The organism is Marinobacter sp. NSM (assembly GCF_052380025.1).
Taxonomy (GTDB): domain Bacteria; phylum Pseudomonadota; class Gammaproteobacteria; order Pseudomonadales; family Oleiphilaceae; genus Marinobacter.
Genome location: NZ_JBQTCK010000001.1, coordinates 90,425 through 115,006, shown reverse-complemented (window position 1 = coordinate 115,006; position 24,582 = coordinate 90,425). Strand labels below are relative to the sequence as shown.

General features: G+C 57.5%; 24 protein-coding genes. 10 read left to right on the top strand and 14 right to left on the bottom strand.

Annotated features, from left to right (window positions below; translation table 11 throughout):
- The first annotated feature begins 69 nt into the window (after nucleotides 1–69).
- Both ACTZWX_RS00550 and ACTZWX_RS00545 read left to right on the top strand, forming a co-directional pair.
- A complete protein-coding gene (locus ACTZWX_RS00550) occupies nucleotides 70–525 on the top strand; it encodes an acyl-CoA thioesterase (RefSeq protein WP_444712301.1) in 456 nt (151 codons plus the stop codon).
- Between the two features lie 42 nt (nucleotides 526–567).
- A complete protein-coding gene (locus tag ACTZWX_RS00545) occupies nucleotides 568–975 on the top strand; it encodes a gamma-glutamylcyclotransferase family protein (protein WP_444712300.1) in 408 nt (135 codons plus the stop codon).
- 3 nt (nucleotides 976–978) lie between these two features.
- On the opposite strand, the gene ACTZWX_RS00540 is transcribed toward ACTZWX_RS00545, so the two are convergent.
- The 3 genes from ACTZWX_RS00540 to ACTZWX_RS00530 are packed head-to-tail and all read right to left on the bottom strand — an operon-like array spanning nucleotide 979 to nucleotide 3,073.
- The gene (locus ACTZWX_RS00540) at nucleotides 979–1,323 is read right to left on the bottom strand and encodes a YdbL family protein (RefSeq protein ID WP_444712299.1); all 345 of its coding nucleotides are present in this window, start codon (nucleotides 1,321–1,323) and stop codon (nucleotides 979–981) included.
- A gap of 29 nt (nucleotides 1,324–1,352) precedes the next feature.
- Nucleotides 1,353–1,532: a YnbE family lipoprotein gene (locus ACTZWX_RS00535; protein ID WP_058092783.1), complete on the bottom strand. Its 180-nt coding sequence runs from the start codon at nucleotides 1,530–1,532 to the stop codon at nucleotides 1,353–1,355.
- A gap of 32 nt (nucleotides 1,533–1,564) precedes the next feature.
- Nucleotides 1,565–3,073, bottom strand: a complete 1,509-nt coding sequence (locus tag ACTZWX_RS00530; RefSeq protein WP_444712298.1) for an intermembrane phospholipid transport protein YdbH family protein — start codon at nucleotides 3,071–3,073, stop codon at nucleotides 1,565–1,567.
- Between the two features lie 97 nt (nucleotides 3,074–3,170).
- Between ACTZWX_RS00530 and ACTZWX_RS00525 the strand changes: the two genes are divergently transcribed.
- Together ACTZWX_RS00525 and ACTZWX_RS00520 are read left to right on the top strand one after the other, a co-directional pair.
- A complete protein-coding gene (locus tag ACTZWX_RS00525; protein WP_444712297.1) occupies nucleotides 3,171–4,028 on the top strand; it encodes a PA4780 family RIO1-like protein kinase in 858 nt (285 codons plus the stop codon).
- Between the two features lie 128 nt (nucleotides 4,029–4,156).
- Nucleotides 4,157–4,885 carry a DUF3581 family protein gene (locus ACTZWX_RS00520; RefSeq protein ID WP_444712296.1) on the top strand — a complete coding sequence of 243 codons (729 nt, stop codon included), beginning with the start codon at nucleotides 4,157–4,159 and terminating at the stop codon, nucleotides 4,883–4,885.
- On the opposite strand, the gene ACTZWX_RS00515 is transcribed toward ACTZWX_RS00520, so the two are convergent.
- Nucleotides 4,882–5,736, bottom strand: a complete 855-nt coding sequence (locus ACTZWX_RS00515) for a putative RNA methyltransferase (protein WP_444712295.1) — start codon at nucleotides 5,734–5,736, stop codon at nucleotides 4,882–4,884. The two genes, ACTZWX_RS00520 and ACTZWX_RS00515, sit on opposite strands and share 4 nt — an antisense overlap.
- Before the next feature lie 229 nt (nucleotides 5,737–5,965).
- Between ACTZWX_RS00515 and dusA the strand changes: the two genes are divergently transcribed.
- The 5 genes from dusA (at nucleotide 5,966) to ACTZWX_RS00490 (ending at nucleotide 10,478) form a co-directional block, all read left to right on the top strand.
- Nucleotides 5,966–6,994 carry a tRNA dihydrouridine(20/20a) synthase DusA gene (gene dusA, locus ACTZWX_RS00510; RefSeq protein ID WP_444712294.1) on the top strand — a complete coding sequence of 343 codons (1,029 nt, stop codon included), beginning with the start codon at nucleotides 5,966–5,968 and terminating at the stop codon, nucleotides 6,992–6,994.
- Nucleotides 6,995–7,113: 119 nt separating this feature from the next.
- On the top strand, nucleotides 7,114–8,082 hold the full coding sequence (gene tal / locus ACTZWX_RS00505; protein ID WP_444712293.1) for a transaldolase: 969 nt from the start codon (nucleotides 7,114–7,116) through the stop codon (nucleotides 8,080–8,082).
- A 33-nt stretch (nucleotides 8,083–8,115) separates the two neighbouring features.
- Nucleotides 8,116–8,565, top strand: a complete 450-nt coding sequence (locus ACTZWX_RS00500) for a tellurite resistance TerB family protein (RefSeq protein ID WP_061331864.1) — start codon at nucleotides 8,116–8,118, stop codon at nucleotides 8,563–8,565.
- A 15-nt stretch (nucleotides 8,566–8,580) separates the two neighbouring features.
- Nucleotides 8,581–9,708, top strand: a complete 1,128-nt coding sequence (locus ACTZWX_RS00495; RefSeq protein ID WP_444712292.1) for a 3-deoxy-7-phosphoheptulonate synthase — start codon at nucleotides 8,581–8,583, stop codon at nucleotides 9,706–9,708.
- Nucleotides 9,705–10,478: a glycerophosphodiester phosphodiesterase gene (locus ACTZWX_RS00490; RefSeq protein WP_444712291.1), complete on the top strand. Its 774-nt coding sequence runs from the start codon at nucleotides 9,705–9,707 to the stop codon at nucleotides 10,476–10,478. Before ACTZWX_RS00495 ends, ACTZWX_RS00490 begins: the two co-directional genes overlap by 4 nt.
- A gap of 28 nt (nucleotides 10,479–10,506) precedes the next feature.
- On the opposite strand, the gene sthA is transcribed toward ACTZWX_RS00490, so the two are convergent.
- The 10 genes from sthA to ACTZWX_RS00440 all read right to left on the bottom strand — a co-directional run bounded on the left by sthA (nucleotide 10,507) and on the right by ACTZWX_RS00440 (nucleotide 20,869).
- Complete coding sequence (gene sthA, locus ACTZWX_RS00485; protein ID WP_444712290.1) at nucleotides 10,507–11,898, bottom strand: Si-specific NAD(P)(+) transhydrogenase; 1,392 nt, start codon at nucleotides 11,896–11,898, stop codon at nucleotides 10,507–10,509.
- Nucleotides 11,899–11,960: 62 nt separating this feature from the next.
- Nucleotides 11,961–12,203, bottom strand: coding sequence for a (Na+)-NQR maturation NqrM (nqrM, locus tag ACTZWX_RS00480; protein WP_152437793.1), 243 nt, complete (start codon nucleotides 12,201–12,203; stop codon nucleotides 11,961–11,963).
- A gap of 11 nt (nucleotides 12,204–12,214) precedes the next feature.
- Nucleotides 12,215–13,264, bottom strand: a complete 1,050-nt coding sequence (locus ACTZWX_RS00475; protein WP_444712289.1) for an FAD:protein FMN transferase — start codon at nucleotides 13,262–13,264, stop codon at nucleotides 12,215–12,217.
- A gap of 9 nt (nucleotides 13,265–13,273) precedes the next feature.
- On the bottom strand, nucleotides 13,274–14,500 hold the full coding sequence (nqrF, locus tag ACTZWX_RS00470) for an NADH:ubiquinone reductase (Na(+)-transporting) subunit F (protein ID WP_444712288.1): 1,227 nt from the start codon (nucleotides 14,498–14,500) through the stop codon (nucleotides 13,274–13,276).
- 41 nt (nucleotides 14,501–14,541) lie between these two features.
- A complete protein-coding gene (gene nqrE, locus ACTZWX_RS00465) occupies nucleotides 14,542–15,150 on the bottom strand; it encodes an NADH:ubiquinone reductase (Na(+)-transporting) subunit E (RefSeq protein WP_072677623.1) in 609 nt (202 codons plus the stop codon).
- Nucleotides 15,150–15,815 carry an NADH:ubiquinone reductase (Na(+)-transporting) subunit D gene (locus ACTZWX_RS00460; protein ID WP_058090112.1) on the bottom strand — a complete coding sequence of 222 codons (666 nt, stop codon included), beginning with the start codon at nucleotides 15,813–15,815 and terminating at the stop codon, nucleotides 15,150–15,152. The genes nqrE and ACTZWX_RS00460 overlap by 1 nt, the downstream gene beginning before the upstream one ends.
- Before the next feature lie 2 nt (nucleotides 15,816–15,817).
- A complete protein-coding gene (locus ACTZWX_RS00455) occupies nucleotides 15,818–16,612 on the bottom strand; it encodes a Na(+)-translocating NADH-quinone reductase subunit C (RefSeq protein WP_444712287.1) in 795 nt (264 codons plus the stop codon).
- On the bottom strand, nucleotides 16,605–17,813 hold the full coding sequence (locus ACTZWX_RS00450; protein WP_072677624.1) for an NADH:ubiquinone reductase (Na(+)-transporting) subunit B: 1,209 nt from the start codon (nucleotides 17,811–17,813) through the stop codon (nucleotides 16,605–16,607). Before ACTZWX_RS00450 ends, ACTZWX_RS00455 begins: the two co-directional genes overlap by 8 nt.
- A 4-nt stretch (nucleotides 17,814–17,817) precedes the next feature.
- Nucleotides 17,818–19,164: a Na(+)-translocating NADH-quinone reductase subunit A gene (locus tag ACTZWX_RS00445; RefSeq protein ID WP_444712286.1), complete on the bottom strand. Its 1,347-nt coding sequence runs from the start codon at nucleotides 19,162–19,164 to the stop codon at nucleotides 17,818–17,820.
- A gap of 235 nt (nucleotides 19,165–19,399) precedes the next feature.
- Complete coding sequence (locus tag ACTZWX_RS00440) at nucleotides 19,400–20,869, bottom strand: glyceraldehyde-3-phosphate dehydrogenase (RefSeq protein WP_444712285.1); 1,470 nt, start codon at nucleotides 20,867–20,869, stop codon at nucleotides 19,400–19,402.
- A gap of 171 nt (nucleotides 20,870–21,040) precedes the next feature.
- Between ACTZWX_RS00440 and mfd the strand changes: the two genes are divergently transcribed.
- On the top strand, nucleotides 21,041–24,574 hold the full coding sequence (gene mfd / locus ACTZWX_RS00435) for a transcription-repair coupling factor (protein ID WP_444712284.1): 3,534 nt from the start codon (nucleotides 21,041–21,043) through the stop codon (nucleotides 24,572–24,574).
- Nucleotides 24,575–24,582: the final 8 nt, after the last annotated feature.

The following is a 24,582-nucleotide window of genomic DNA, read 5'->3' as shown; positions in this document are numbered from 1 at the left end:
GCCATTCTGATGGGCCGCTCAGAGCTCGCTATGCAGGGCTTATAAATATCCCGATCGGACCAAAGGCCAATGACTGACGAGAACAATCCTTTCCGTTTCCGCTTCCGGGTGCGCTACGGTGAATGCGACGCCCAGGGGGTGGTGTTCAATGCCCGCTATGCGGATTTCGTGGATATTGCTGTAAATGAATATATCCGCACACTGTTTGGTGATTACCAGCACCTGCTTGATCAGGACCTGGACATCCAGGTAGTCAGCATGACCGTTAACTGGAAAGCACCAGCGAAGTTTGACGATGTTCTGGAGGCACGCATCAAGGCCGGCCGGTTAGGGAATACGTCTTTCACCCTGCACCTGGAATTCCTCCGGCACGGTGACGGGCAGTTTATCGCCGATGCCGACATCACCTATGTGGTTATTCAGCCTTCAAAGATGGCCAAAGCCGTCATTCCAGACAGCCTGAGAGACAAGCTGGAAACCGGTGCGCCCGGGGTACTGATCAGCCATGCCGGAGAGACTGCGTAGTCATCTATGAGGAAATCGATCAAACGCACACTGGCGCTGATTATGGCACTTCTGATGGTGGGCATCGCTTACCTCTGGCTGACCTTTGTCAGCAGTTTTGGCTACAACCCAACCGGAGAATTGCCGGCCATAGACGAGGACGAAACCTATTCGGTGTTTGTTTATGGCACCCTAACCCGGCCCTGGGTGCGCTGGCTGGTAATGGGGCGTGCCGGCAGCAGCGAACCCGCCAGCCTGCCTGGATTCCGAAAGGAAAAGCTCGACTTGCAACCAGACCCTACCGCCGTTACCCAGGGTGAAGTAATTGAGGTGAGCGCCGGCGAGCTCAGGGCACTGGACAGGTACGAACGGCTGGGCGTGCGCTACGAAAGAGTGGAGTTAACACTGCAGGATGGCCGATCAGCCTGGGTGTACAGGCTGATGGAGCCACTGATCCTTGAGATGGAGTAAGCGCTATTTCTTCACCCACTGGCCATTGACCTGAATGAACTGCCCTGACGGAGTTTTCTCAATAGCTTTCTTGCCAGCCACCGTTTCCACCTGGGTGACCGGAATGTCGTGCCGCTCGGCAATACGGGCATACTCATCCCGGCGGGCATGGTTAATAGCTTGTACCACCGCAGGCGCATCGCCCTCTGCACGAACCACTTCCAGGTAGCCCGTCGGGGTTTCACCCACCAGGCCCTGCTGTTTGACGGTTTCCAGTTTCTGCTTGGCCTCTTCCAGGCCCATGGCGAGCGCCGGCAGTGCCAGGCCGATGGCCAGAAGGAAGGCGCTCAGTTGCATCAGTCGTTTCATCTTCAACCCCTTGGTCAGGCCGCTGTTGTTCAGAACAGGCCTTTATCGCTGAACAGTTCATCCACTTCCCTGTCCACTTTTACGTAGATTTCGTGCTGGATTTTAACGTTCAGGTTCACGGTAATCGGCTCTTTTGGTGCCGCCATCTGTACGGTTGGCGTGCAGGCGATGAACGCCAATGGCAGGACCGATATCATCAGAACTCTCATGGCCAGCGGCCTGCGTGACCGCCACACATTGATCATGGTTTTGCCTCCTGCCCGGACTGTTGCAGCCGCTCCCGAACGCGTTCGGTAACGGCTTCGTTCACCCTGCCGCTCAGCTGTAAGCTGGTTAACAGCGCAGGAATGTCTTCTTCAAGATTGATGTTCAGCACCACCGGCTGGCCGCCGCGAACGCCCGGGCTTTGCCCTTCCAGCCGCAGGCCTAACATCAGCTTTCCATTCTTATCGTAGTCTATCGTGCTATCCAGCACCGAATAGTGAAAGTTTTGCAAAGCTTGCACCACCAGGTCCACGGCCTGGCTACTGCCCAGCATGGCCTGCAATCGCTCGCCTGGCAGTCGAAGGCGGCCGCCCGGAACGATAGCTGCCATGGTGCCTTGTTCAACCTCTACCGATGTGCCGGAGATCATCAGCGGTATACGGCCATTAAGCCTGCCGGAGCCTTCAAACCCTTCGGCCGGGTAGACTTCCAACAGCCGTTCAAGCGATAACTCGTAGACGTCTAACGGGACGTTAACGGGATGATTGGCCAGGTCGAGGGTTTGCGGTGCAACTCTCAGGCGGCCATTGAGAAATTCGGCTGTGGCCTGCTTAATCTCTAACTGGCCAGTGAGCGGCTCGGCGGCCGGCGCCTGATAATCCGCCAGCAACCGCACCGACCCTAGGCCAATGCCGGAGTTGATCTGGCCTATGGTGATGTCGCGCAGGCGGGCAGCCAGTGATTCGTCTTCGAGGCTGAACAACAGGCGGCCACTCATATCGGAAAACGCCGTTCGATCGAAGACCCCACTCACGCCCGCCAGATTCAGCCGGGCATCCAGTGCGAGGGGGGCGTCAGGTTCCAGCCGAAAGCTGGCGGCCGCTTCAAGCCGACCATGGTTTAACGTAAGCAATGAGGGCCACTGGGCGAGCGTATCAGCGAATGTCGTGCCGGCTTGTTCGGCGGCCATGGCCAAGTCTACCTGGCCAGCCATGAACTGATCGGCCTGGTTTCTGAACACTACCTCCGCCAGCAGGCCGGAATCTGATCGCAGCAGGCCCTCAAGACGGATATCCGAGACAGCACCACTCACCCGCCCTTCAAAGCGCCACCCCTGGGGTTTCAGCCTGGGGTGCCGTAAATCGCCAACTTCAATAGAGAGCTGGCCAGCCACCTTAGTACGGTCCGCGAAGCCGCCAGCGCCGCCCTGGTTGATGGTGAGGGTTACATCGGTCAGATCCAGCCGAACGTTGTTTAACACAACCGGGGAATCTCCGGCGTTCTGTGCAAGGGTGGCAGCCGTCAGTCGGGAACCGGGTTTGAAACGGACAATAACCGCCTGGCTGTCTGCCTCAACCGAGTTAACCACCTCAGCCCGGATGCCGGTCACGCGCCAATCCGCAGTCTCGATATCCGGCAGGGCAATGCCCATCCGCCCCTGCTGCAGCAAGAACGACCAGTCCAACGCGAAAGCTGACGGCACCCACAGCAAGCAGGCCAACAGGATGATCAGCGATCGCCATGGAAATCGTCCGCGCGGGATCAATACAACACTCCTTTGCTCACAATCAGGTAGTATGTGCCGATAAACGCTGGCCATGACTATACAGAGCCAGCAAGCTGAACCGGGCACAGAAACTTATATGAAGATACCAAAACGATTACAACCCCTCGTTGATGAAGGCATGGTGGATGAGGTGTTGTACCAATTGATGAGCGGCAAGGAAGCCCAGGTGTTTGTGGTGCGCTGCGGCGACCAGGTGCGTTGCGCCAAGGTATACAAAGAGGCCCAGAAGCGCAGTTTCAAACAGGCCGTTCAGTATCAGGAAGGCCGTAAGGTACGGAACAGCCGTCGCGCACGGGCCATGAGCAAGAAAACGCGCTATGGCCAGAAAGAGCAGGAAGACGCCTGGCTGAACGCCGAAGTGGATGCCCTTTACCGCCTGGCAGAAGCCGGCGTTCGCGTGCCAGAACCTTTCGGTTTTGTTGATGGCGTGCTGCTGATGGAAATAATTGCCGACGGTGAAGGCAAGGCCGCGCCCCGGCTGGACGACGTTACCCTCACCCCCGAACAGGCCTGCAGTTACCACGGCAAGGTGATTGCCGACGTCGTGCGCATGCTCAGTGCCGGCCTGATTCACGGCGACCTGTCCGAATTCAATGTTCTGGTTGATGCCACCGGTCCGGTCATTATCGACCTGCCCCAGGCGGTCAATGCAGCTGGCAATAACAGCGCGGAGCGCATGCTCGAGAGGGATGTGGACAACATGCGCCGCTATTTCGGCCGCTTTGCCCCGGAACTGCTGACTACCGATTATGGCAAGGAGATCTGGGCGCTTTATGAAGCCGGCGACCTGCACCCCGATAGCCAGCTGACTGGGTGCTTTGAGCACGACACAGAAAGCGCGAACGTGGATGAGCTGCTCGATGTGATTGAAGCCGCCAAGGAAGAAGAATGGGAGCGCCAGGAACGCCTGCGGGATGCCGAGGACGATGACTGACGTTGCCACCGGGCATTGTACGAAAGCCGGAAGGCCCTGCGGCGTTTAATCGTCTAGAATGGCAGGATCAATCTGCGGACCGACAAACATTTCGTTCCCTCATCTCTGCGATCCGTAAAAGGTACACCATGCTTTCAGAACGTTTTTATACCGTCCAGGACGGACGCATTGTTATTACTGCGCCCCAGGCCAGTCATTTTGCCAAAGAGATTGCCGGAGACTTCAACCCGATCCACGATCCGGACGCCCGCCGCTTCTGCGTGCCTGGTGATCTGCTGTTTGCCATTGTGGTCGGGCGCTTTGGGTTATCAGAGAACATGACATTCCGTTTCCGCAATCTGCTGGGGGCAGAAATTCCCCTGGAATTCCGGGAAACCGGTGATAACACCATCGAAGTCTGCGACGAAGCCGGCAAGGTCTACCTGGAAGTGAGCCGCAGCGGTGCGGTAATCCAGGACGAGCAAGTGATTGATGACTTCACCCGCGCCTACGTGGCGGCCTCTGGCAAGAACTTCCCCCACACGCTCAAACCGCTGATGGAATCCCACGGGGTCATGTTCAACCCCGACCGCCCGATGGTGATGTATGAAAGCATGAGCGTGGCGATCAATAAACAGGACAATCTTCAGCCAGACCTGGAACTGAACAAGGCGGACCTGGAAGTGGCGGGCAAGCGCGGCAACGTAACCCTCTCTTACCACTTGATGTCCGATGGCAGCTCGGTTGGTGAAGTGTCCAAACGCCTGATGCTGGGCGGGCTCCGGGAATACTGCCCGGAGGCCATGGCTGGTATTGTTGAGGAGTTTTACCGGCTCAAGGCCCGTGGTACCCGGCTGGGCATGGAAAACGCAGATTAATCGCCCTCAGCAACCCGCTCAAAAGTGTGCAAGTAAACGTCTACCGTGAGTGACAGGGAGTTCAGGGCAGCCGCCCGCTCCCGGCCTTCCGCGTTTGCGCGGTAGAAATGGGGCGTCATCGCCAGCAGGTCTGCGATGGGCTCCGCCCCCGCCAGATGCAGTGAAAACCGAACATCTTCCGAAGCCACCCGGCGGAATCCTTCCGGGGCCGGCGTTACTTTCTTCGATTCGCTCCGGATTTCAGGATAGATGATTTCCCGCAGTTCCCGCAGGTGGTCCTGCCCTGCGTCCACCTGAATCAGCTTACCGCCCGGTTTGAGAACACGGGCAAATTCCGGGTACACGGGAAAGCCAAACAGGCAGAGAATACGGTCCAGTGAGCCAGGTAGCACCGGCAGATTCGCATTACTGCCCACCACCCAGCTCGGCCGTTTGTCTTCACGGGCCGCCGCCAGTACCGCCCATTTCGAGATATCCAGGCCCAATAGCGCCAGGGAGCGCTCCTCGCCCGCCGCCCGGGCCAGTTGCCGCAGGTAGTACCCTTCACCACAACCGGCATCTAGGCAATTCAGTGTGGTCCTGGCCAGCGCACCTTCCATCGTAGCCCGCGACACCGCCTCGGCAATCGGCTGGTAATACCCTGCCTCAAGAAACCGCTGGCGTGCCGCCACCATCACCTTACTGTCACCGGGGTCCAGCGAACGCTTCTTCTGCACCGGCAAAAGATGCACATAGCCCTGCCGCGCCACATCAAAATTATGGCCACTGGCACACCGCCACGAACCCGACTCCCGCTGCAAGGCAGCGCCATCCAGGGGGCAGGCTAAGGCGTCAAAGGCTGTGATGGTCATTCAATATCCTGTTGTCCGGTTCATCCACCGCGGATTATACATGCTGGGGTCAGACCCCAAGACATTTCGCCCGGTCAAATGCACTGGGGTCAGACCCCGGTACATTTTGTTACATTTGGGGATAGCACTGGGAGCCCCCCTTGCAGCCTGCTTATCAGGGGTATTCCTGATAAACTAGGACGCTTGGATTTTCGTATGATCTGTGCCATTGCCGTTTACAGGTAGCTCTATGTCTTTTGTTCCATCGCCGATTCCATTTGCCGCCGATTCCGGCCCTTCCCGCCGCTTCTGTGTGGCTCCGATGATGGATTGGACCACGCCGCATTTTCGCTACCTGGCGCGGATTCTGAGCCGCCGGGCGTTGCTGTATACCGAGATGGTGACCACCGGGGCGTTGATTCATGGGGATACCGAGCGGTTTCTGCGCCATGATCCTTCCGAATACCCGCTGGCGCTGCAGCTTGGTGGCAGCCATGCCGGTGAGTTGGCTCATTGCGCAAAGCTGGCTCAGCAGTTTGGCTTTGATGAAGTGAACCTGAATGTCGGCTGCCCCAGTGATCGGGTGCAGAACAACATGATCGGCGCTTGCCTGATGGGCCATCCGGACAAGGTGGCGGAAGGTGTGGCGGCGATGATAGAAGCCACGGATCTGCCGGTCACCGTCAAACACCGCATTGGCATCAACGGCCGCGAATCCTGGGATGAGCTGTGCGAGTTTATCGAAACCGTTGCCGCCGCCGGCTGCAAGACGTTCATCGTGCACGCCCGCATTGCCATTCTGGAGGGCCTGAGCCCGAAGGAAAATCGCGATATCCCACCGCTGAAGTACGACTGGGTGTACCGTCTGAAACAGGCCTACCCTCATCTTGAAATCATCATCAACGGAGGCATCAAAACCTTTGATGAATGCCACGAACATCTGGCCCATACCGATGGTGTGATGCTGGGCCGGGAGGCCTACCACAACCCCTGGCTACTGGCCGACGTGGATACCGAATTCTTTGGTGAGCCGGCAGCTGCCACCAGCCGTCATGATGCCCTGCGCGCCATGTTTCCGTTTATCCAGCAGGAACTGGACCGCGGGGTGTACCTGACCCACATTACCCGCCATATCATGGGCCTGTTCCTGGGCCAGCCAGGAGGGCGACAGTTCCGCCGCCACCTGAGCGAGAACGCCAACAAGCCGGGTTCCGGCCTGGAAGTGGTGGAGCAGGCTCTGGCCAAAGTCAGGGAACCGGAACTCATTACGGAAAGTTGATCATACCCATACCTTTTGTTGTCTTGTTCCTGTCGTAAGCTGCCGTTATTGTAAGGGTTACAAAGGTATTCTGGAGCTGGATACCGCCATAACACCGCACAACCGGGACGACACGACGAATGAACAGCAAGCTGGACCAACTGAAGACCATGACCACCGTGGTGGCCGACACCGGCGACCTTGACGCCATTGCCCAATGGCGGCCACAAGATGCCACCACCAACCCCTCACTGCTGCTGAAAGCCGCAGCATCGGAAGCCTACCGCCCGATGCTGGACAAGGCCGTCGCCTTCGCCAGCCAGCGCGGGGGCTCTGGCGCCGAACAACTGACCATCGCCACTGACATGCTGGCGGTGCTGGCCGGTAAAGAAATCCTGAACCTGATTCCCGGCGTCGTCTCCACAGAAGTAGACGCCCGCCTGTCGTTTGACACCGCCGCCACCCTGGAACGCGCACGCCGGTTGATCGACTACTATGACCGCCAGGGCGTAGACACCAGTCGGGTGCTGATCAAGATTGCCGCTACCTGGGAAGGCATCCGCGCCGCTGAGCAGCTGGAAAAAGAAGGCATCCACTGTAACCTGACCCTGCTGTTCTCCTTTGTACAGGCTGCCGCCTGCGCCGAAGCCGGTGCCTATCTGATATCACCGTTTGTCGGGCGCATTCTGGATTGGCACCTGGCCAGCACTGGCCGCGACAGCTACCCGGCGGCGGAAGACCCGGGCGTGCAATCGGTCACCCGCATCTATAATTACTACAAGGCCAGTGGCTTCAATACCGTGGTGATGGGGGCGAGCTTCCGCAATACTGGCGAGATTGAAATGCTGGCCGGCTGCGATCGCCTGACCATCAGCCCTGCCCTGTTGCAGGAGCTGAAAGACGATCATGGCGAATTACCCCAGCAACTGAACGCGGGCAGCGCAAGCACCGCCGACAAACCACACCACGTGGACGAGAAGCGTTTCCGCTGGGAATCCAACGAGGATGCCATGGCCACCGAGAAACTTGCTGATGGCATTCGCCGGTTTGCCACAGACCAGATTGAACTGGAAAGCCGGGTGCGACAGTTAGCGACCGAAGCTGCCTGATCAACACCCCAACCTTTAGCCAAGGGGCGCTGTATGATTGATCGCCTGAAAAAACTGTTTGCAGTGCCGGAATCCGAGCCTGTACAAACCGACGCTCACCAACTGGCGGTGGCTGCCACAGCCCTGATGGTACAGCTTGCCCGTGTCGACAATCACGAGGACGAGCGCGAGCTGAAGATTATTGTCGATTGCGCCGTTCAGGCCCATCAGGTTACCCGGGAAGAAGCGGAAGAGATTCTTGCCGACGCCCTGGCACACGCAGAGGATTCCACGTCGTTGTATGAGTTCACCGGACAGATCAACGACCACTTTGACCAGCCCCAGAAACAGGCCCTGCTGGAGAGTATCTGGCGGGTAGCCCTGGCAGACGGCCGTATCGACAAATACGAAGAACACCTTATTCGCCGGATTGCGGACTTGCTGCATCTTAATCATCGGGAATTCATGCAGGCCAGGCACAGGGCGGAAGACGCCGCCGGTTAACCCCAAGGAGATTTCATGTTAGCCATTCTTCACCCCAACACAGAACTGGACAGCGAAGCCTACCGCCAGACCATGCATTACCTGGAAAACCTGCCCGGTGTCAGTGTTCGCGTACACGAGATTCAAGGCGCCAGCCAGCGGCTGACGGAGATTTATCTGCTGGGCGACACCAAAACCCTGAGCAAGGAAGAGATTGAAGCGCTACCCGCTGTGGAGCGGGCCGTCCGAATTTCTGATGACTACCGCATTCTGGGCCGCCACAAAGACGATCACCGCCAGAGCGGTTTCACCTACAACGGCGTCGAGTTCAGCCAAAACAACCTGAACATCTTTGCCGGCCTGTGTGCAGTTGACGTGCCCGAGCACGTTGAGCAGATGATGCAGGCGCTGGAGGACAATGGCGAGGTCTGCACCCGTATGGGCGCCTATAAGCCGCGCACCAATCCGTACTCGTTCCAGGGGCACGGCAAGGGCTGCCTGCCCTGGGTCTTCGAGAAAGCCGGCAAGCATGGCATCAAGGTGATTGCCATGGAGATCACCCACGAGAGCCATATCGAAGAAATCGACACCTGCCTGGAGAAGCTGGGCCGGCCTACCGGCGTGATGCTGCAGATTGGCACCCGGAATACCCAGAACTTCGAGTTGCTCAAAGCCATAGGCCGGCAGAAAACCTACCCGGCACTGCTCAAGCGCGGTTTTGGTATTACCCTGAACGAGTCGCTGAACGCCGCGGAGTACCTGGCCAGTGAGGGCAACGCCAACGTGATTTTCTGCCTGAGGGGCATGAAAACCGAAGCCGGCCAGCCGCACCGCAATATGGTGGATTTCGCCCATGTACCTGCGGTAAAGCGCCTGACGCGCATGCCGGTGTGTGTAGACCCGTCCCACTCCGTGGGCAGCCGGGACCGCTCACCGGATGGTATTCTGGACGTGATGCACGCCACCGCTCAGGGCGTGATCGCCGGCGCCAACATGGTGCTGGTAGACTTCCACCCAAAACCGGAGAAAGCCCTGGTTGACGGCCCCCAGGCCCTGCTGATGAAAGAGTTGCCGGCGTACCTGGAAGATATACGCCTGTGTCATGACACCTGGAAGAAACGCCAGGCTATTTACCAGACCCTCAAGGATAGTGCTGCAGAATGATCGTTTATGGTCACCGCGGAGCCAAAGGTGAGGCTCCAGAAAATACCATGCCCGGTTTTATCCATGCCTATCGGCATGGTATCCGGCACTTCGAGCTGGACCTGGTGCTGTCAAAAGACGGCGTGCCAGTGCTGGTGCACGACCTGACGGTAGATCGGACTACCGGGCAGAAGGGCAATGTCGGCCATTACACGGCCGCTGAGCTGGCCGACATGGACGCTCGGCGCAACACCAGCGCCTGGCCCCGCAAAGCGGGCATTCCCACTCTCGAAAACCTGCTCGACCAGTTCGACGACCTGGAGCACCTGCAACTGGAAGTGAAGAAGGACAACCGGGCCCGCCTGAACATACTTTGCAACCGCCTGACAGAAATTATCCAGCGCCGGAACCTTTACCAGACCGCCGCCATTACCTCATCCGATCCCTGGTTTCTCAGGGAACTGAGGCGCCGTGACAAGAACCTCCGGATTGGCCTTGTGGCCGAGCGGAAGTTCCCCAAGCCGCTGAACCTGGCTACCCGGCTGGGCTGTGAGTATTTCTGCGTGAACTGGAAGATTCTCAATGCCGACATGGTTGCCCAGGCCCACAAGCGTAATATGCATGTGTCCACCTGGACGGTGAACCGCATTCACGACATGCTGAAGCTGGAAGAGATGGGCGTAGACAGCATTATTACCGACTACCCCACAAGCACACGGATCTTCTTCGATAACCGCGCCAGAGCCGTTCTGAGCTTGCCAGCGAAGGAAGGAATGCCCGAGCCAGCGTAATACCGGCTCGGGTACGGAACTGACCGGATCAAAAGATCCGGTTCAGGCCGTTCAATGCCGCCACCCGATAGGCTTCCGCCATGGTCGGGTAGTTGAAGGTGGTATTGATGAAGTAGTTCAGGGAGTTCGCCTCCCCTTTCTGGTTCATGATCGCCTGGCCGATATGCACAATCTCAGCCGCCTGGTCACCGAAACAGTGGATACCCAAAATCTCCCGAGTCTCACGGTGGAACAGGATCTTCAGCATGCCCACCGCTTCACCCGTTATCTGTGCCCGCGCCAGGTCCTTGAAGAAAGCCTGACCAACATCGTATGGCACTTTGGCTTCTGTCAGCTCCCGCTCGGTTTTACCTACGGAGCTGATTTCAGGAATGGTATAGATACCCGTGGGCACATCATCTACGTATCGGAAATACTCGTCCTGGGTGATGTCTGACGAAGCCGCACGGCCCTGGTCATAGGCTGCACTGGCCAGGCTCGGCCAGCCAATCACATCACCCGCCGCGTAGATGTGGTCGACCTCGGTACGGTAGTGGTCATCCACTGCCAACTGGCCGCGGCCATTGGGCACCAGGCCCACATGCTCCAACCCAAGGTTTTCCGTGTTACCACTTCGCCCGTTGCACCAGAGGAAGGCATCGGCGCGAATTTTCTTACCAGACTGCAGTGAAATTACCACACCGTGGTCGTCGCCCTTCACCGATTCGTACTGCTCGTTATGGCGAACCAGCACACCGTTGTTGCGAAGGTGGTAGCTGAGCGCATCGGAGATTTCGTCGTCCAGGAATGACAACAGGCGGCTCCCCGGGTTGATCAGGTCGACCTTTACACCCAGCCCGGCAAAAATGGAGGCGTACTCGGAACCGATAACACCGGCGCCATAGATAATCAGGGTGCGCGGGGTGTGGGACAGGTTCAGGATGGAGTCAGAGTTGTAAATCCGGTGATGGCGGAAATCCACATCGGGCGGCAGATACGGGCGGGAGCCAGTAGCAATAATGGCCTGTTTGAAGTGGATAGTCTCAACCGACTTGTTACCACGAATTTCCAACCGATGCGTGTCTACAAACGATGCACGGCCATTGATCAGGTCTACCCGGTTACGGGAATAGAACTGGGTACGCAGCTTAACCTGCTTGCCGATGACCTTCTGCGCGTTCTGCAACACCCTCGGGAAGGAAAACCAGCGCGGTTCGCCGATATCCCGGAACATCTGATTGGTGTTGAAGGTGATGATCTGCTTCACCGAGTGACGCAGCGCCTTGGATGGAATGGTGCCCCAGTGCGTGCAGTTACCGCCCACCGTCGGTTTGTCTTCAATGATGGCGACTCGCTTGTTGTGCTTGGCCGCGTTCATTGCCGCCCCTTCACCGGAAGGGCCGGCGCCAATAACGACGACGTCGTAATGATGCTCTGCCATGTGCGCAGTGACTCCTTATCTACGCTATAGAATGCGTAGTTTTATTTATTGATGAGTGTCGCTTACTTTTCTGTGCGCGAGGCGTCGTAGGCCAGGTCTTCGCCACTCTCAGAGGCCCCGGTCTCGCTGCGGCTTTCCTCACACTTCTGCGTGTTACCGCCACAAATATCGCAGGACTGGCTGATGCCCAGGGCACCGATACCACCGCAAGTGCCGCTGATGGGCTTGCGGCCAAAGATCACGCCGATCGACATACCGGCAATCAGAATGCCCACAATGAACAAAACGAGAAGAAAGGTACCCATACTGCCCTCCTTTACTGAACCACGAAGGAAGAGAAAGCCGGTGTTTCATGCACCTCGAAGCTGCTCTCACCTCGCACGATGAAATAAGCGGGAATATTTTCCCGTGTTGCCAGCGCCCGGGCTCGTTCAAACCCCATCACAGTGAAAGCGGTGGCCAGAGCGTCCGCGGTCATACTGTCTTCGGTAATAACCGTCACAGACGCCATCTTGTTCGTGATCGGCTTACCCGTCGATGGATCTATTGTATGCGAGTAACGCTGCCCATCCGATTCGTAATAGTTACGATAGTCACCGGAGGTTGCCATCGCGTGCTGATCCATGGCCACTATCTTGCTGACCTGCCTTGCCTGTTCCGATGGCTCTTCAACGGCCAGGCGCCAGGCACCGCCGTCAGGTTTCCGCCCATTGACCCTCACCTCACCACCGATCTCCACAAGGTACGCCTGCACACCTTCACGGTCCAGGTAACGGGCCACCACATCGACACCATAGCCTTTGGCAATCCCGGACAAATCGATGTACTGGGGCTTTTCGCTACGCAACGCCATGGTCTCTGCGTTCAGCTCGAGATAGCGGTAGCCAGTATCTGCCAGCGCTTTCTCAAGGGCCGCTTCAGACGGCACGGTATCGGGCCGGGCATCCGGCCCAAAGCCCCAGAGATTGACCACGGGACCGATGGTGATATCAAACGCCCCGTCGGTCAGCTCGGCAATTTCCTGGGAACGCTGTATCACTTCAAACAAGGCCGGAGAAAGCTCCGTCCACTCCGACTGGTCCTGTTTGCGATTCAAACGTGACAACTCGGAATCCTGCTTCCAGGTCGACATGGACGCATCTACCGCGTCCAACTCTTTCTGAATACCCTGAGCCAGAGTCTGCAGGCGTTCCCTGTCTTCTGGCAATACGACGTTTATGTGATAGGTCGTTCCGAAGATACCTCCGGAAATCTCCCAGACTTTTTCCTTTTCCTGAAACGAGCAACCCGCCAGGGCAGCCATGATCAGCGTCATAAAGACGCCGATCACAACCACCCTGACGGGTCCAAACATGCGGGATGTCATCTGAGCCTGTTAACCTCCGAAATCATCCAGCATGATGTTTTCGTCCTCAACACCAAGATCTTTCAGCATCTTGATGACGGACGCGTTCATGATGGGGGGCCCACACATGTAGAACTCACAGTCTTCCGGAGCCGGATGGTCCTTCAGATAGTTCTCGTACAACACGTTGTGGATAAAGCCGGTCGGGCCATCCCAGTCGTCAGTCGGCAGAGGGTCCGACAGGGCGCAATGCCACTCGAAGTTGTCGTTCTCGGCAGCCAGACCATCAAAGTCTTCCACATAGAACATCTCGCGCACACTGCGGGCACCATACCAGAAGCTGATCTTGCGCTTGGAGTTCAGACGCTTGAGCTGGTCAAAGATATGGGAGCGCATGGGCGCCATACCGGCACCACCACCGATGAACACCATTTCAGCGTCGGTCTTCTTGGCGAAGAATTCACCGAATGGCCCCATTACAGTGACCTTGTCACCCGGCTTCAGGTTGAACACGTAGCTGGACATGATGCCTGGCGGGTGATTGGTTCCCGGAGGCGGTGTCGCAATACGGATGTTGAACTTCAGAAGACCCTTCTCTTCCGGGTAGTTCGCCATGGAGTAGGCACGGATGGTGTCTTCCTTGTTGATCGCCTTATAGCGCCAGATATCGTGCTTGTCCCAGTCTTCGTGGAACTCTTCCTCGATATCGAAGTCCTTGAAATCGATTTCGTAGGGAGGGCACTCCAGCTGCACGTAGCCACCAGCGCGGAAGTCCACTTCCTCGCCTTCCGGTAGCTTCAGTACCAGTTCTTTGATGAAGGTGGCCACGTTGTGGTTAGACACCACCTCGCACTCCCACTTCTTCACGCCAAAGAACTCTTCAGGCACTTCGATCTTCATGTCCTGTTTTACAGGAACCTGGCACGACAGGCGCCAGCCTTCTTTTTCTTCACGGTTGGTGAAGTGGGTCTTTTCAGTGGGCAGCATGGCACCGCCACCTTCCAGAACCTTGCATTTACACTGGGCGCAGGTGCCACCGCCACCACAGGCAGACGACAGGAAAATGCCGTTACCCGCCAGGGTGTTCAGCAGTTTTCCACCTGCTTCCGTTTTCATGGTGTGTTCCGGGTCGTCATTGATTTCAATGGTGACGTCGCCGGTGCTGACCAGTTTTGAGCGCGCTGCCAGGATCACCGCCACCAGTGCAAGCACGATGACGGTAAACATGACCACGCCAAGAATAATTTCGGTATTCATGGTCTCGCCTTCTCGTAGTTATCCGATGATCCGGGTGCGCATTACAGCGAGATGCCGGAGAACGACATAAAGCCGAGCGACATCAGGCCAACAGTGATGAAGGTAATACCAAGGCCACGCAGGCCGTTGGGAACATCACTGTACTTGAGCTTCTCGCGGATACCCGCCAGGGCACCAATGGCGAGGGCCCAGCCCACGCCGGCGCCAAAGCCGTACACCACACTCTCACCAAAGTTGTAGTCACGTTCAACCATGAACAGTGACGCACCCAGGATCGCGCAGTTAACGGTGATCAGCGGCAGGAATACACCCAGCGCTGCGTACAGCGACGGGATGTACTTGTCGAGAACCATCTCAAGAATCTGCACCAGTGCCGCAATAACACCGATGTAGGTCAGCAGTCCCAGGAAGCTCAGATCCACATCTGGCAGCCCCGCCCAGGACAGGGCACCTTCACGCAGAACGGTATTGAAGATCAGATTGTTCACCGGTACTGACAGAGTCAGCACTACAACGACCGCAATACCCAGACCAATCGCTGCCTCTACCTTTTTGGAGATCGCCAGGAAGGTACACATCCCCAGGAAGAACGCCAACGCCAGGTTTTCAACGAAAATAGCCGTAACCAGAAGACTCAGATAATGATCCATTAGAAGGCCTCCCGGGTTTTATGGGCTGACATCTTGAAATCAGGCTCTTCAACCTGATCCGGCTTCCAGGTACGCAGTGCCCAGATGCCCAGACCGATGATAAAGAACGCGCTCGGCGGCAGCAGCATCATGCCATTCGGCACATACCAGCCACCATCGTTAACCGAGGCCAGGATGGTGAAACCAAGCAGTTCACCAGAGCCGAACAGCTCACGGAAGAACGCCACGAACAGGATCGCAATGGAGTAGCCCAGACCGTTACCAATACCGTCAAGGAAACTCAGCATGGGCGGGTTCTGCATGGCAAAACCTTCGGCCCGCCCCATAACGATACAGTTGGTGATGATCAGACCAACGAATACCGACAGCTGCTTGCTGATTTCATAGGCATAGGCTTTCAGTACCTGGTCAACCACGATTACCAGCGACGCAATGATGGTCATCTGCACGATGATCCGGATGCTGTTGGGAATCTGGGTACGAATCAGAGATACCGCCAGGTTTGAAAACCCGGTTACTGCAATAACCGAAGCACACATAACCAGCGTAACGCTCAGGCTGGTGGTAACCGCCAGCGCCGAACAGATCCCAAGAATCTGCAGGGCGATGGGGTTGTTACTGAAAATCGGTTCAAAAAGAACCTTCTTGGCTGATACGTCAGACATGATCAGGCCTCCCCGTCGCGCAGATTTTTCAGGAACGGCGCGAAACCGTTCTCGCCCATCCAGAAGTTGACCAGGTTCTCGACACCGCGAGCCGTCAGCGTTGCACCAGACAGGGAATCAATCTGATGCTCGCTGTCCGGATTAGCGCCGCCTTTGATCAGGCGGATCTGGGGCTCACTCTTGTCGTCACCGTAGATCTTCTGGCCAACCCACTGGCTTTTCCAGCGGGGGTTGTCTACCTCACCGCCAAGACCAGGCGTTTCCGCGTGGTCATAGAAGCCCAGACCTTCGATGGTGTTCAGATCACCTTCCAGTGAAATGAATCCGTAGAGGGTGGACCACAGACCGGGGCCATGAACCGGCAGCACCACACGAACCAGCTCGCCATTCTCCTCGAGAATGTAAACCGTGGCTGCGTGGGCACGACGACGCAGGTTGGCGGTATCTTGCTCACCCGACAGGCGGGTAGACATGCTCGGATCACCGGCAGCACGGTACTGGTTGTAGCTCAGTACATCAGGCACGCCCAGCTCTTCCGGGGTGGTGAACCGGCCAGTGCGCAGGTCAACCAGGCGCGGCTCGAACTGACCAAACAGTTCTTCGATACGGGCCCGATTGGCGCCAGGCTCAGTCATGCCGGCGGCCTGAAGGATGTTGGACTTGATGTCCACCTCCTGATTCAGGGCCTGCTGCGGGCGCAAGGATACAGCTGCAGCAGACACAATCACGGAGCAAACAATACATAGGGCGAAAGCGACCTGAATGGTCTTTCCGACCGTCTCTTTTTTCTTAGCCACGTGCGAGCCTCCGTTTGATGTTGGCCTGAACCACGTAGTGGTCCATCAGCGGGGCGAACAGGTTGGCGAACAGAATGGCCAGCATAATACCTTCCGGGAAGGCCGGGTTGACCACACGGATGAGGATAGTCATCACACCGACCAGAATGCCAAACATCCAGCGACCGGTATTGGTCATCGCAGCGGATACCGGGTCTGTTGCCATGAACATCATGCCGAAGGCGAAGCCACCCATAACCAGGTGCCAGTGAGCCGGAATGGCAAACATCGGGTTAGTCTCGGACCCGACAATGTTCAACAGCAACGACATACCGATCATGCCGATCAACACCCCGCCGACAATGCGATAGGAGGCGATTTTCATGGCCAGGAGAATCAGGCCACCAATCAATATGGCAATGGTGGACGTCTCACCCATGGAACCCTGAATGTTACCCACGAAGGCATTCATCCAGCCGATCTGGGTTTCCAGTGCTTCCAGTCCGCCAGAGGCAGCCCAGCTCAGAGCCGTTGCGCCACTGAAGCCATCAACTGCAGTCCAGACAGTGTCGCCGGAAATCTGCGCGGGATAGGCAAAATACAGGAAGGCACGGCCAGTCAGGGCCGGGTTCAGGAAGTTCTTGCCGGTACCACCGAACACTTCCTTACCGATAACCACACCGAAGGTGATACCCAGGGCCACCTGCCACAGAGGGATGGTGGGCGGGCAGATCAGTGCGAACAGTACAGAGGTTACAAAGAAGCCTTCGTTCACTTCGTGACGACGCACGGTGGCAAACAGCACTTCCCAGAAACCACCCACCACAAAGGTGACGGCATAGATGGGAATGAAGTAGGCCATACCGTAGACAAAGTTGTCCCACCAGCCGGCACCGGAGCCGGTCACGGCCAGGGCGGTGATAAAGGCTTCACGCAGGCCGCCGTCGGCAATCATGGCATCCGGGTTTGCTGCCAGAAAATTGTTGGCCTGAAAACCAATGTTCCACATACCGAAGAACATGGCAGGGAAAGTACACAACCATACAGTGATCATGATGCGTTTGAGGTCTACGCCGTCACGCACATGGGCCGTGGTGGAAGTCACTTTGCCAGGGGTGTAGAAAATGGTATCAACGGCTTCGTACAGGGCATACCAGCGCTCGTACTTACCACCTTTTTCAAAATGATGCTCGATTCCATCGAGAAACTGTCGGATAGCCATCGTATTAGCCCTCGATCTCGATTCGGGTCAGGTTCTCGCGGAGAATCGGACCGTATTCATATTTGCCGGGGCACACAAAGGTGCACAGCGCCAGATCTTCTTCATCCAGCTCCAGGGCGCCAAGCTTCTGTGCCACTTCGGTATCGCCAACAATCAGTGCTCGCAGCAGCTGAGTCGGCAGGATGTCCAGCGGCATCACCTGCTCATAGGCACCGACAGGCACCATGGCACGCTCACTGCCGTTGGTGGTGGTGGTGAAGTTGAACAGCTTGCCACCGGTCAGCTTGGACAGGTAGATGTTTAGCACCGAGAACTTGTTGGTGCCCGGAGACAGCCAGCCAATGAACTCACGCTTGGTGCCTTCTTCCAGCACCGACACCTGATTGGCAAAGCGGCCCAGGAAGGCACAGGGGCCATCACCACGACGCCCGCCGAACACCGAGCCTGAAATGGCGCGGACTTCGCAGTCAGTGGCGATCTCGCCATCCAGCAGTTCCGGCAAGCTGGCACCCAGGCGGGTACGAACCAGGCGGGGCTTCAGGGCTTTAGGGCCACCGATGGCCACAATGCGCTCAACCGGCACTTCACCGGTCTCGAACAGTTTGGCGATATCGATCACGTCCTGATAATTGATGCTCCAGACAGCCTTGCTGGCTGAAACCGGGTCCAGGTGGTGGATATGAGTGCCCACATTACCGGCAGGGTGCACACCATCGAACTGGTGTACTTCGATGTTGTCTGCTTTTGGCACAGACACGTCGGAGCCGGGTTTGCCGGTCACAAATACCTTACCGTTGGTCAGGCGGGAGATGATGGTCAGGCCTTTTTCGAACGCCTTGCTGTTCTCGCCGATAATAACGGTAGGGTCTGCTGCCAACGGATTGGTATCCATGACAGAAACAAAGATGGAGTTCGGTGCGGAGTCGATTTCCGGAACCTTGCTGTAAGGCCGGGTGCGGAACGCTGTCCACAGACCGGATTCAACCAGGTTATCAACTACCTGCTGGCGTTCCAGGCCGGCAAGATCGGAATCGTTGTAGCGGGCATAGGTTTCCGCCTCATCGCCATCCACTTCGATGACAACAGACTGGAACACGCGACGCTCACCGCGGTTGATTTCTTTCACTACACCGGCTGCCGGTGAAGTATAACGAACGCCTTCGGTCTTCTTGTCCGTGAACAGCAGCGTACCGCGCTTGACACGGTCTCCCTCTTTCACAGCCATCGTCGGCTTCATGCCGTTGTAGTCAAAGCCGATCAATGCCACGTGGCGAATCGGTTTGCCGTCAGTAATGGTCTGTTCGGGAGCGCCGCTGATGGGAAGATCCAGGCCTTTTTTGATCTTGATCATTAGCCTCATCCAATCATCAGAAACTTTTCTGTGGATTTTAACGCCTGGCCCCGCCGCTCGGGGGCGAGAACATGGGTGCCAGACATACCCAAAATCGCGCCAATTATAGAGATTAAGGAAACCTATTTCCACCGGTAAGGAAAATGGTTTTATCCCTCGAAAGTAGCAAAAAAGGCCCCGGTAGCTCTCGCTACTGGGGCCTTTTGATCCGACTTGACTGAAACAGACTTAGACTTTAGTCACGTGCCCGCTTCGGAAAGATCGGGTAAGTTACGCCGGCCATCTGATTGACACAGCGGATAACCTGAGCGCTGTAACCGAACTCGTTGTCGTACCATACGTACAGAATCAGGCGCTTACCGTTGGCGATGGTTGCTTGGGCATCGACAATGCCCGCATGGCGGGAGCCTACGAAGTCTGTGGATACCACTTCCGGGGAATTCACGAAATCGATCTGCTTCTGCAGCTCAGAGTGCAAAGCCATGTCGCGGAGGTAATCGTTCACCTTCTCTACATCCACGTCGGACTTCAGATTCAGATTCAGGATGGCCATGGACACGTTCGGCGTCGGCACCCGGATAGCATTACCGCTCAGCTTGCCCTTGAGCTCCGGCAGCGCCTTGGCAACAGCCTTGGCCGCACCTGTCTCGGTAATAACCATGTTCAGTGCTGCACTACGGCCACGACGGCTACCCTTGTGGTAGTTATCGATCAGGTTCTGGTCGTTGGTGTAGGAGTGAACAGTCTCAACATGACCATCTTCAATACCGTATTCGTCATTGATGGCCTTCAGCACCGGGGTAATGGCGTTGGTGGTACAGGAAGCCGCAGACAGGATCTTGTCTTCATCCGTAATCCAGTCGTTGTTGATCCCATACACGATGTTCTTGATATCACCCTTGCCCGGCGCGGTCAGGATCACGCGACTGACACCCTTGGACTTCAGGTGCAGGCCAAGGCCGGCTTCGTCACGCCACTTGCCGGTGTTGTCGATCACAATGGCATTGTGGATGTCGTAAGCGGTGTAATCCACTTTGTCCGGGCCATCGGAATATATCACCTTGATAAAGTTGCCATTGGCGATCAGGGCGGAGTTTTCTTCATCAATGGTGATGGTGCCATCGAAGGGACCATGCACAGAGTCACGGCGCAGCAGGCTGGCGCGCTTTTCCAGATCGTTTTCAGCACCGCCCTGGCGAACCACAATGGCTCGCAGGCGGAGATTGTTACCGCCGCCGGCTTTTTCAATCAGGATGCGGGCCAGCAGACGGCCGATACGGCCAAAACCATAGAGCACTACGTCTTTGGTTTCGTTCTGGGCGTCCTGCTCTGACTGACTGGCATACTGGCCAACCACCGGGCCGATTTCACGCTTCAGGAATTCGGTGAGGTCACCGCCTTCAGCCTTGAACTTGACCGCCAGCTTGCCGATGTCCACGTGGGCGCGACCAAGATCGAGCTTGTCCATGGCCTGCAGGATCGGCAGCGTGTCGTGAACGGACAGCTCGCTGTTCTCAACCTGACGAACAAAACGATGGGCACGGATGATGTCGATCACCGACTGATTGATGATCGCCCGGCCGTATACCGACGTAACAACGTTGTTCTTGCGGTACAGGCGGCCAATCAGCGGGATCATCGCTTCGGCGGTGGACTCTCTTTCTGTCCAGTTGGACAGGTGCTGGTTGATTTGTTCGTGACTCACGGTTGGAACCTCGTATAGCACTGGGAATAATTTTGAGGCGCACATTATCCAACTTAAGACGCCCGACGGCAAATAGCGATTTGTCGGTACCAGCCATGACACTGAAACCCCCGAACGCTAGAATAGCGCCGCTCGGTTCCAGACGCGCCAACTCAGGAGATTTGACAGCTCATGCCCCAAGGTTCCGCCCGTGCGGCCTCACCCGCCCCGTTGATTGCCCCGACGCTGCCGGATAAAAGCGCCGACCACCGCAAATGGGGCCAGCTTCACGGCTGCAGCGACGCCCTGGCCATCTGCGAGAGCGCCAAGCTGCACAAAGGACTGACCCTGGTGGTCACCCGAAGCACCGATGAGGCCATCCGCCTGGAACAAGCCATCCGGTTTTTCCTGAACCTGCCACCGGAAGAAGACGGCGCCACGGTAACCGAAGACGGCCTTGAGCTGTTGTCGCTGCCGGACTGGGAAACCCTGCCCTACGACCTGTTTTCACCCCACCAGGACATTACTTCCAGGCGTATCCGCACCCTGCACCGGTTGCCATCCACACGCCACGGTGTTCTGGTGGTGCCCGCCCGCACCCTGATGCATCGGCTGGCGCCGCCAAGTTACCTGCAAGGCAACACCCTGCTATTAAAAGTAGGCCAGCGCCTGGATATCGACAGCTGGCGCATGCAACTGGAGGCTGCGGGATATCACCACGCTGAAAATGTGTATGAGCACGGCGAATACGCGGTGCGCGGGGCGATTCTGGACATCTACCCGATGGGCTCCAACCTGCCCTACCGGATTGACCTGTTCGACGACGAAATCGAAACCTTGCGCACGTTTGACCCGGAAACCCAGCGCTCCATTGACCGAATCGAACAGATCGAACTGCTGCCAGCCCATGAGTTCCCCTGGCACAAGGAGGCCCGCTCCGGCTTCCGCAACCGCTGGTTTGAACATTTCCCCCATGCCGACAAAGACGCCCCGGTCTATCAGGACGTCAGTAACGGTATTACCCCGCCGGGCATCGAGTATTACCTGCCATTGTTCTTTGACCAGACCGCCACTCTGTTTGATTACCTGCCGGCCACCACACTGGTGTTTACCGCAGACGGCCTGAACGATGCTGTTGCGGCTTTCGATGCGGAAACCCGCGCCAGGCACGAGGACCGCCGGCACGACCGCCTGCGACCGATTCTGCCGCCGGCCGAGCTTTTCCTGCTACAGGACGAAGTATTTAGCCAGATCAAGCGATACCCGCGCATCACCTGCACCCCCGACGCCATGGACGGCGCCGGCACTGCCAATTGCGGCGCCACACCATTACCGGACGTGGCCATGGATGGCCGGGCCGCAGACCCGGCCGGGCGACTCAAACGCTTTATCAAGGAATTCCCGGGCCGCGTGCTGATTTGCGCCGAATCTTCCGGTCGGCGCGAAGCCCTGATCGAGAACCTGCGGGATCACAAGCTAAAGCCTGTCACCGTCAGCGGCTGGCAGGATTTTAGCGAGAGCGATAATGCTGCCCTGGCCATCACCATTGCGCCGATGGAACAGGGAATGGTGCTACCGGAGCAGAACCTCGCTCTGATTACTGAAACCGCCCTGTTCGGCGAACGGGTTCTGCAGCGGCGCCGGCGTGAAAAGCCCACGGAAGTGGACGACCACGGCTACCGGGACCTGTCCGAGCTGCGTATCGGCTCGCCGGTGGTGCATATCGACCACGGCGTTGGCCGTTACAAAGGCCTGGAAACCATCCATGCCGGCGGCCAGGCCGATGAATTCCTGACTCTGGAGTACGCTGGTGGCTCCAAGCTGTATGTGCCGGTCTCCAGCCTACACCTGATTTCCCGCTATGCCGGCACCGACGAAGAGCACGCGCCCCTGCACAAGCTCGGCACCGACCGGTGGAACAATGCCAAACAAAAGGCCCTGGAGAAGATACGCGATACCGCCGCCGAGCTGCTGGACGTTTACGCCCGCCGTGAAGCTCGCAAAGGCTTTCAGTTTGAAGATCCGAAAGAGGCCTACCGGGCCTTTGCCGCCGGTTTCCCGTTCGAGGAGACGCCGGACCAGCAAGTGGCCATTCAGTCGGTGTTCGAAGACATGACCGGCGAGCGCCCCATGGATCGTCTGGTATGCGGTGATGTGGGCTTCGGCAAAACCGAGGTAGCCATGCGGGCCGCCTTCCTGGCCACCTGGTCCGGCAAGCAGGTGGCCGTGCTGGTACCCACTACCCTGCTCGCCCAGCAGCACTACGAATCCTTCCGGGACCGCTTTTCCGACACCCCGGTCACAGTGGAACTGCTCAGCCGTTTTCGAAGTGGCAGCCAGACCACCAAAGCCATGGCCGCGATCGAGGAAGGCAAGGCAGACATCGTGATCGGCACCCACAAATTGCTGCAGGGCGATGTGAAGTTCAAGAATCTGGGATTGGTCATTATCGATGAGGAGCACCGGTTCGGTGTTCAGCAGAAAGAGCGGCTGAAATCCCTGCGGGCGGAGGTGGACATGCTCACGCTGACCGCTACGCCGATCCCGAGAACCCTGAACATGGCCATGGGGCACCTGCGGGATCTGTCGATCATCGCCACGCCGCCGGCCCGCCGGCTATCGGTTAAAACCTTCGTGCGCCAGCGTGAAGAGGCCACGGTAAAAGAAGCCATACTGCGGGAAATACTGCGGGGCGGCCAGGTGTACTTCCTGCACAACGATGTGTCGACCATTGAAAAAACCGCCGAAGACCTGCGCCGGCTGATCCCCGAGGCCCGAGTGGGCGTGGCCCACGGCCAGATGCGGGAGCGGCAGCTGGAACAGATCATGTCGGACTTTTACCACAAGCGCTTCAACGTGCTGGTGTGCACCACCATTGTGGAAACCGGCATCGACATTCCCAGCGCCAACACCATCATTATCGAGCGGGCCGACAAGTTTGGCCTGGCCCAGCTGCACCAGTTGCGCGGCCGCGTTGGCCGGTCGCACCACCAGGCCTATGCCTACCTGCTGACGCCACCACCCAAGAGCATCTCCAACGACGCCAAGAAGCGCCTGGACGCCATCTCCGAGGCCCAGGACCTGGGCGCCGGCTTCATGCTGGCCACCCACGACCTGGAAATCCGCGGCGCCGGCGAGTTGCTGGGCGAGGAACAGAGCGGACAAATTGAAAGTATTGGTTTCACCCTCTACATGCAGTTGCTGGATGAGGCGGTAAAGGCCATTCGCGAAGGCCGTACCCCGAATGCGGAACTGCCGTTGAGCCACGGCACCGAAATGAATCTGCGCATCCCGGCATTGATTCCCGACGACTACCTGCCCGATGTGCACAACCGCCTGATGCTGTACAAGCGCATTGCCAGCGTACAGACCGAAGATGAATTAAAAGAACTTCAGGTTGAGATGATCGACCGCTTCGGACTATTACCGGAACCGGCCAAGAATCTGATCAACCAGACCCGGCTGCGTTTGAAAGCCGAGGCCCTGGGCATCGGGAAAGTGGACGCTGGCAAGGAATGGGTGCGACTGGAGTTCGGTGCAACCACACCGGTGGACCCCCTGGTGCTGGTTAAAAAAGTGCAATCCGCACCAGATACTTACAGGCTGGAAGGCGCCAACAGCTTCCGCTTCCGGCTGAATGATGATTCAACCAGTGGTAAACTCGACGCCATTGCAGCCATGCTCACGGAATTGACGCCCGATACCAAACCAGCCAAGGCGTCGTGAGCAATCAA

Excerpts from the sequence above, each read along its gene's own strand:
- ACTZWX_RS00550 (WP_444712301.1), top strand. The coding sequence starts at position 70 with ATGACTGACGAGAACAATCCTTTCCGTTTCCGCTTCCGGGTGCGCTAC.
- ACTZWX_RS00545 (WP_444712300.1), top strand. The coding sequence starts at position 568 with ATGGCACTTCTGATGGTGGGCATCGCTTACCTCTGGCTGACCTTTGTC.
- ACTZWX_RS00540 (WP_444712299.1), bottom strand. The coding sequence starts at position 1,323 with ATGAAACGACTGATGCAACTGAGCGCCTTCCTTCTGGCCATCGGCCTG.
- ACTZWX_RS00535 (WP_058092783.1), bottom strand. The coding sequence starts at position 1,532 with ATGAGAGTTCTGATGATATCGGTCCTGCCATTGGCGTTCATCGCCTGC.
- ACTZWX_RS00525 (WP_444712297.1), top strand. The coding sequence starts at position 3,171 with ATGAAGATACCAAAACGATTACAACCCCTCGTTGATGAAGGCATGGTG.
- ACTZWX_RS00520 (WP_444712296.1), top strand. The coding sequence starts at position 4,157 with ATGCTTTCAGAACGTTTTTATACCGTCCAGGACGGACGCATTGTTATT.
- ACTZWX_RS00515 (WP_444712295.1), bottom strand. The coding sequence starts at position 5,736 with ATGACCATCACAGCCTTTGACGCCTTAGCCTGCCCCCTGGATGGCGCT.
- dusA (WP_444712294.1), top strand. The coding sequence starts at position 5,966 with ATGTCTTTTGTTCCATCGCCGATTCCATTTGCCGCCGATTCCGGCCCT.
- tal (WP_444712293.1), top strand. The coding sequence starts at position 7,114 with ATGAACAGCAAGCTGGACCAACTGAAGACCATGACCACCGTGGTGGCC.
- ACTZWX_RS00500 (WP_061331864.1), top strand. The coding sequence starts at position 8,116 with ATGATTGATCGCCTGAAAAAACTGTTTGCAGTGCCGGAATCCGAGCCT.
- ACTZWX_RS00495 (WP_444712292.1), top strand. The coding sequence starts at position 8,581 with ATGTTAGCCATTCTTCACCCCAACACAGAACTGGACAGCGAAGCCTAC.
- ACTZWX_RS00490 (WP_444712291.1), top strand. The coding sequence starts at position 9,705 with ATGATCGTTTATGGTCACCGCGGAGCCAAAGGTGAGGCTCCAGAAAAT.
- sthA (WP_444712290.1), bottom strand. The coding sequence starts at position 11,898 with ATGGCAGAGCATCATTACGACGTCGTCGTTATTGGCGCCGGCCCTTCC.
- nqrM (WP_152437793.1), bottom strand. The coding sequence starts at position 12,203 with ATGGGTACCTTTCTTCTCGTTTTGTTCATTGTGGGCATTCTGATTGCC.
- ACTZWX_RS00475 (WP_444712289.1), bottom strand. The coding sequence starts at position 13,264 with ATGACATCCCGCATGTTTGGACCCGTCAGGGTGGTTGTGATCGGCGTC.
- nqrF (WP_444712288.1), bottom strand. The coding sequence starts at position 14,500 with ATGAATACCGAAATTATTCTTGGCGTGGTCATGTTTACCGTCATCGTG.
- nqrE (WP_072677623.1), bottom strand. The coding sequence starts at position 15,150 with ATGGATCATTATCTGAGTCTTCTGGTTACGGCTATTTTCGTTGAAAAC.
- ACTZWX_RS00460 (WP_058090112.1), bottom strand. The coding sequence starts at position 15,815 with ATGTCTGACGTATCAGCCAAGAAGGTTCTTTTTGAACCGATTTTCAGT.
- ACTZWX_RS00450 (WP_072677624.1), bottom strand. The coding sequence starts at position 17,813 with ATGGCTATCCGACAGTTTCTCGATGGAATCGAGCATCATTTTGAAAAA.
- ACTZWX_RS00445 (WP_444712286.1), bottom strand. The coding sequence starts at position 19,164 with ATGATCAAGATCAAAAAAGGCCTGGATCTTCCCATCAGCGGCGCTCCC.
- mfd (WP_444712284.1), top strand. The coding sequence starts at position 21,041 with ATGCCCCAAGGTTCCGCCCGTGCGGCCTCACCCGCCCCGTTGATTGCC.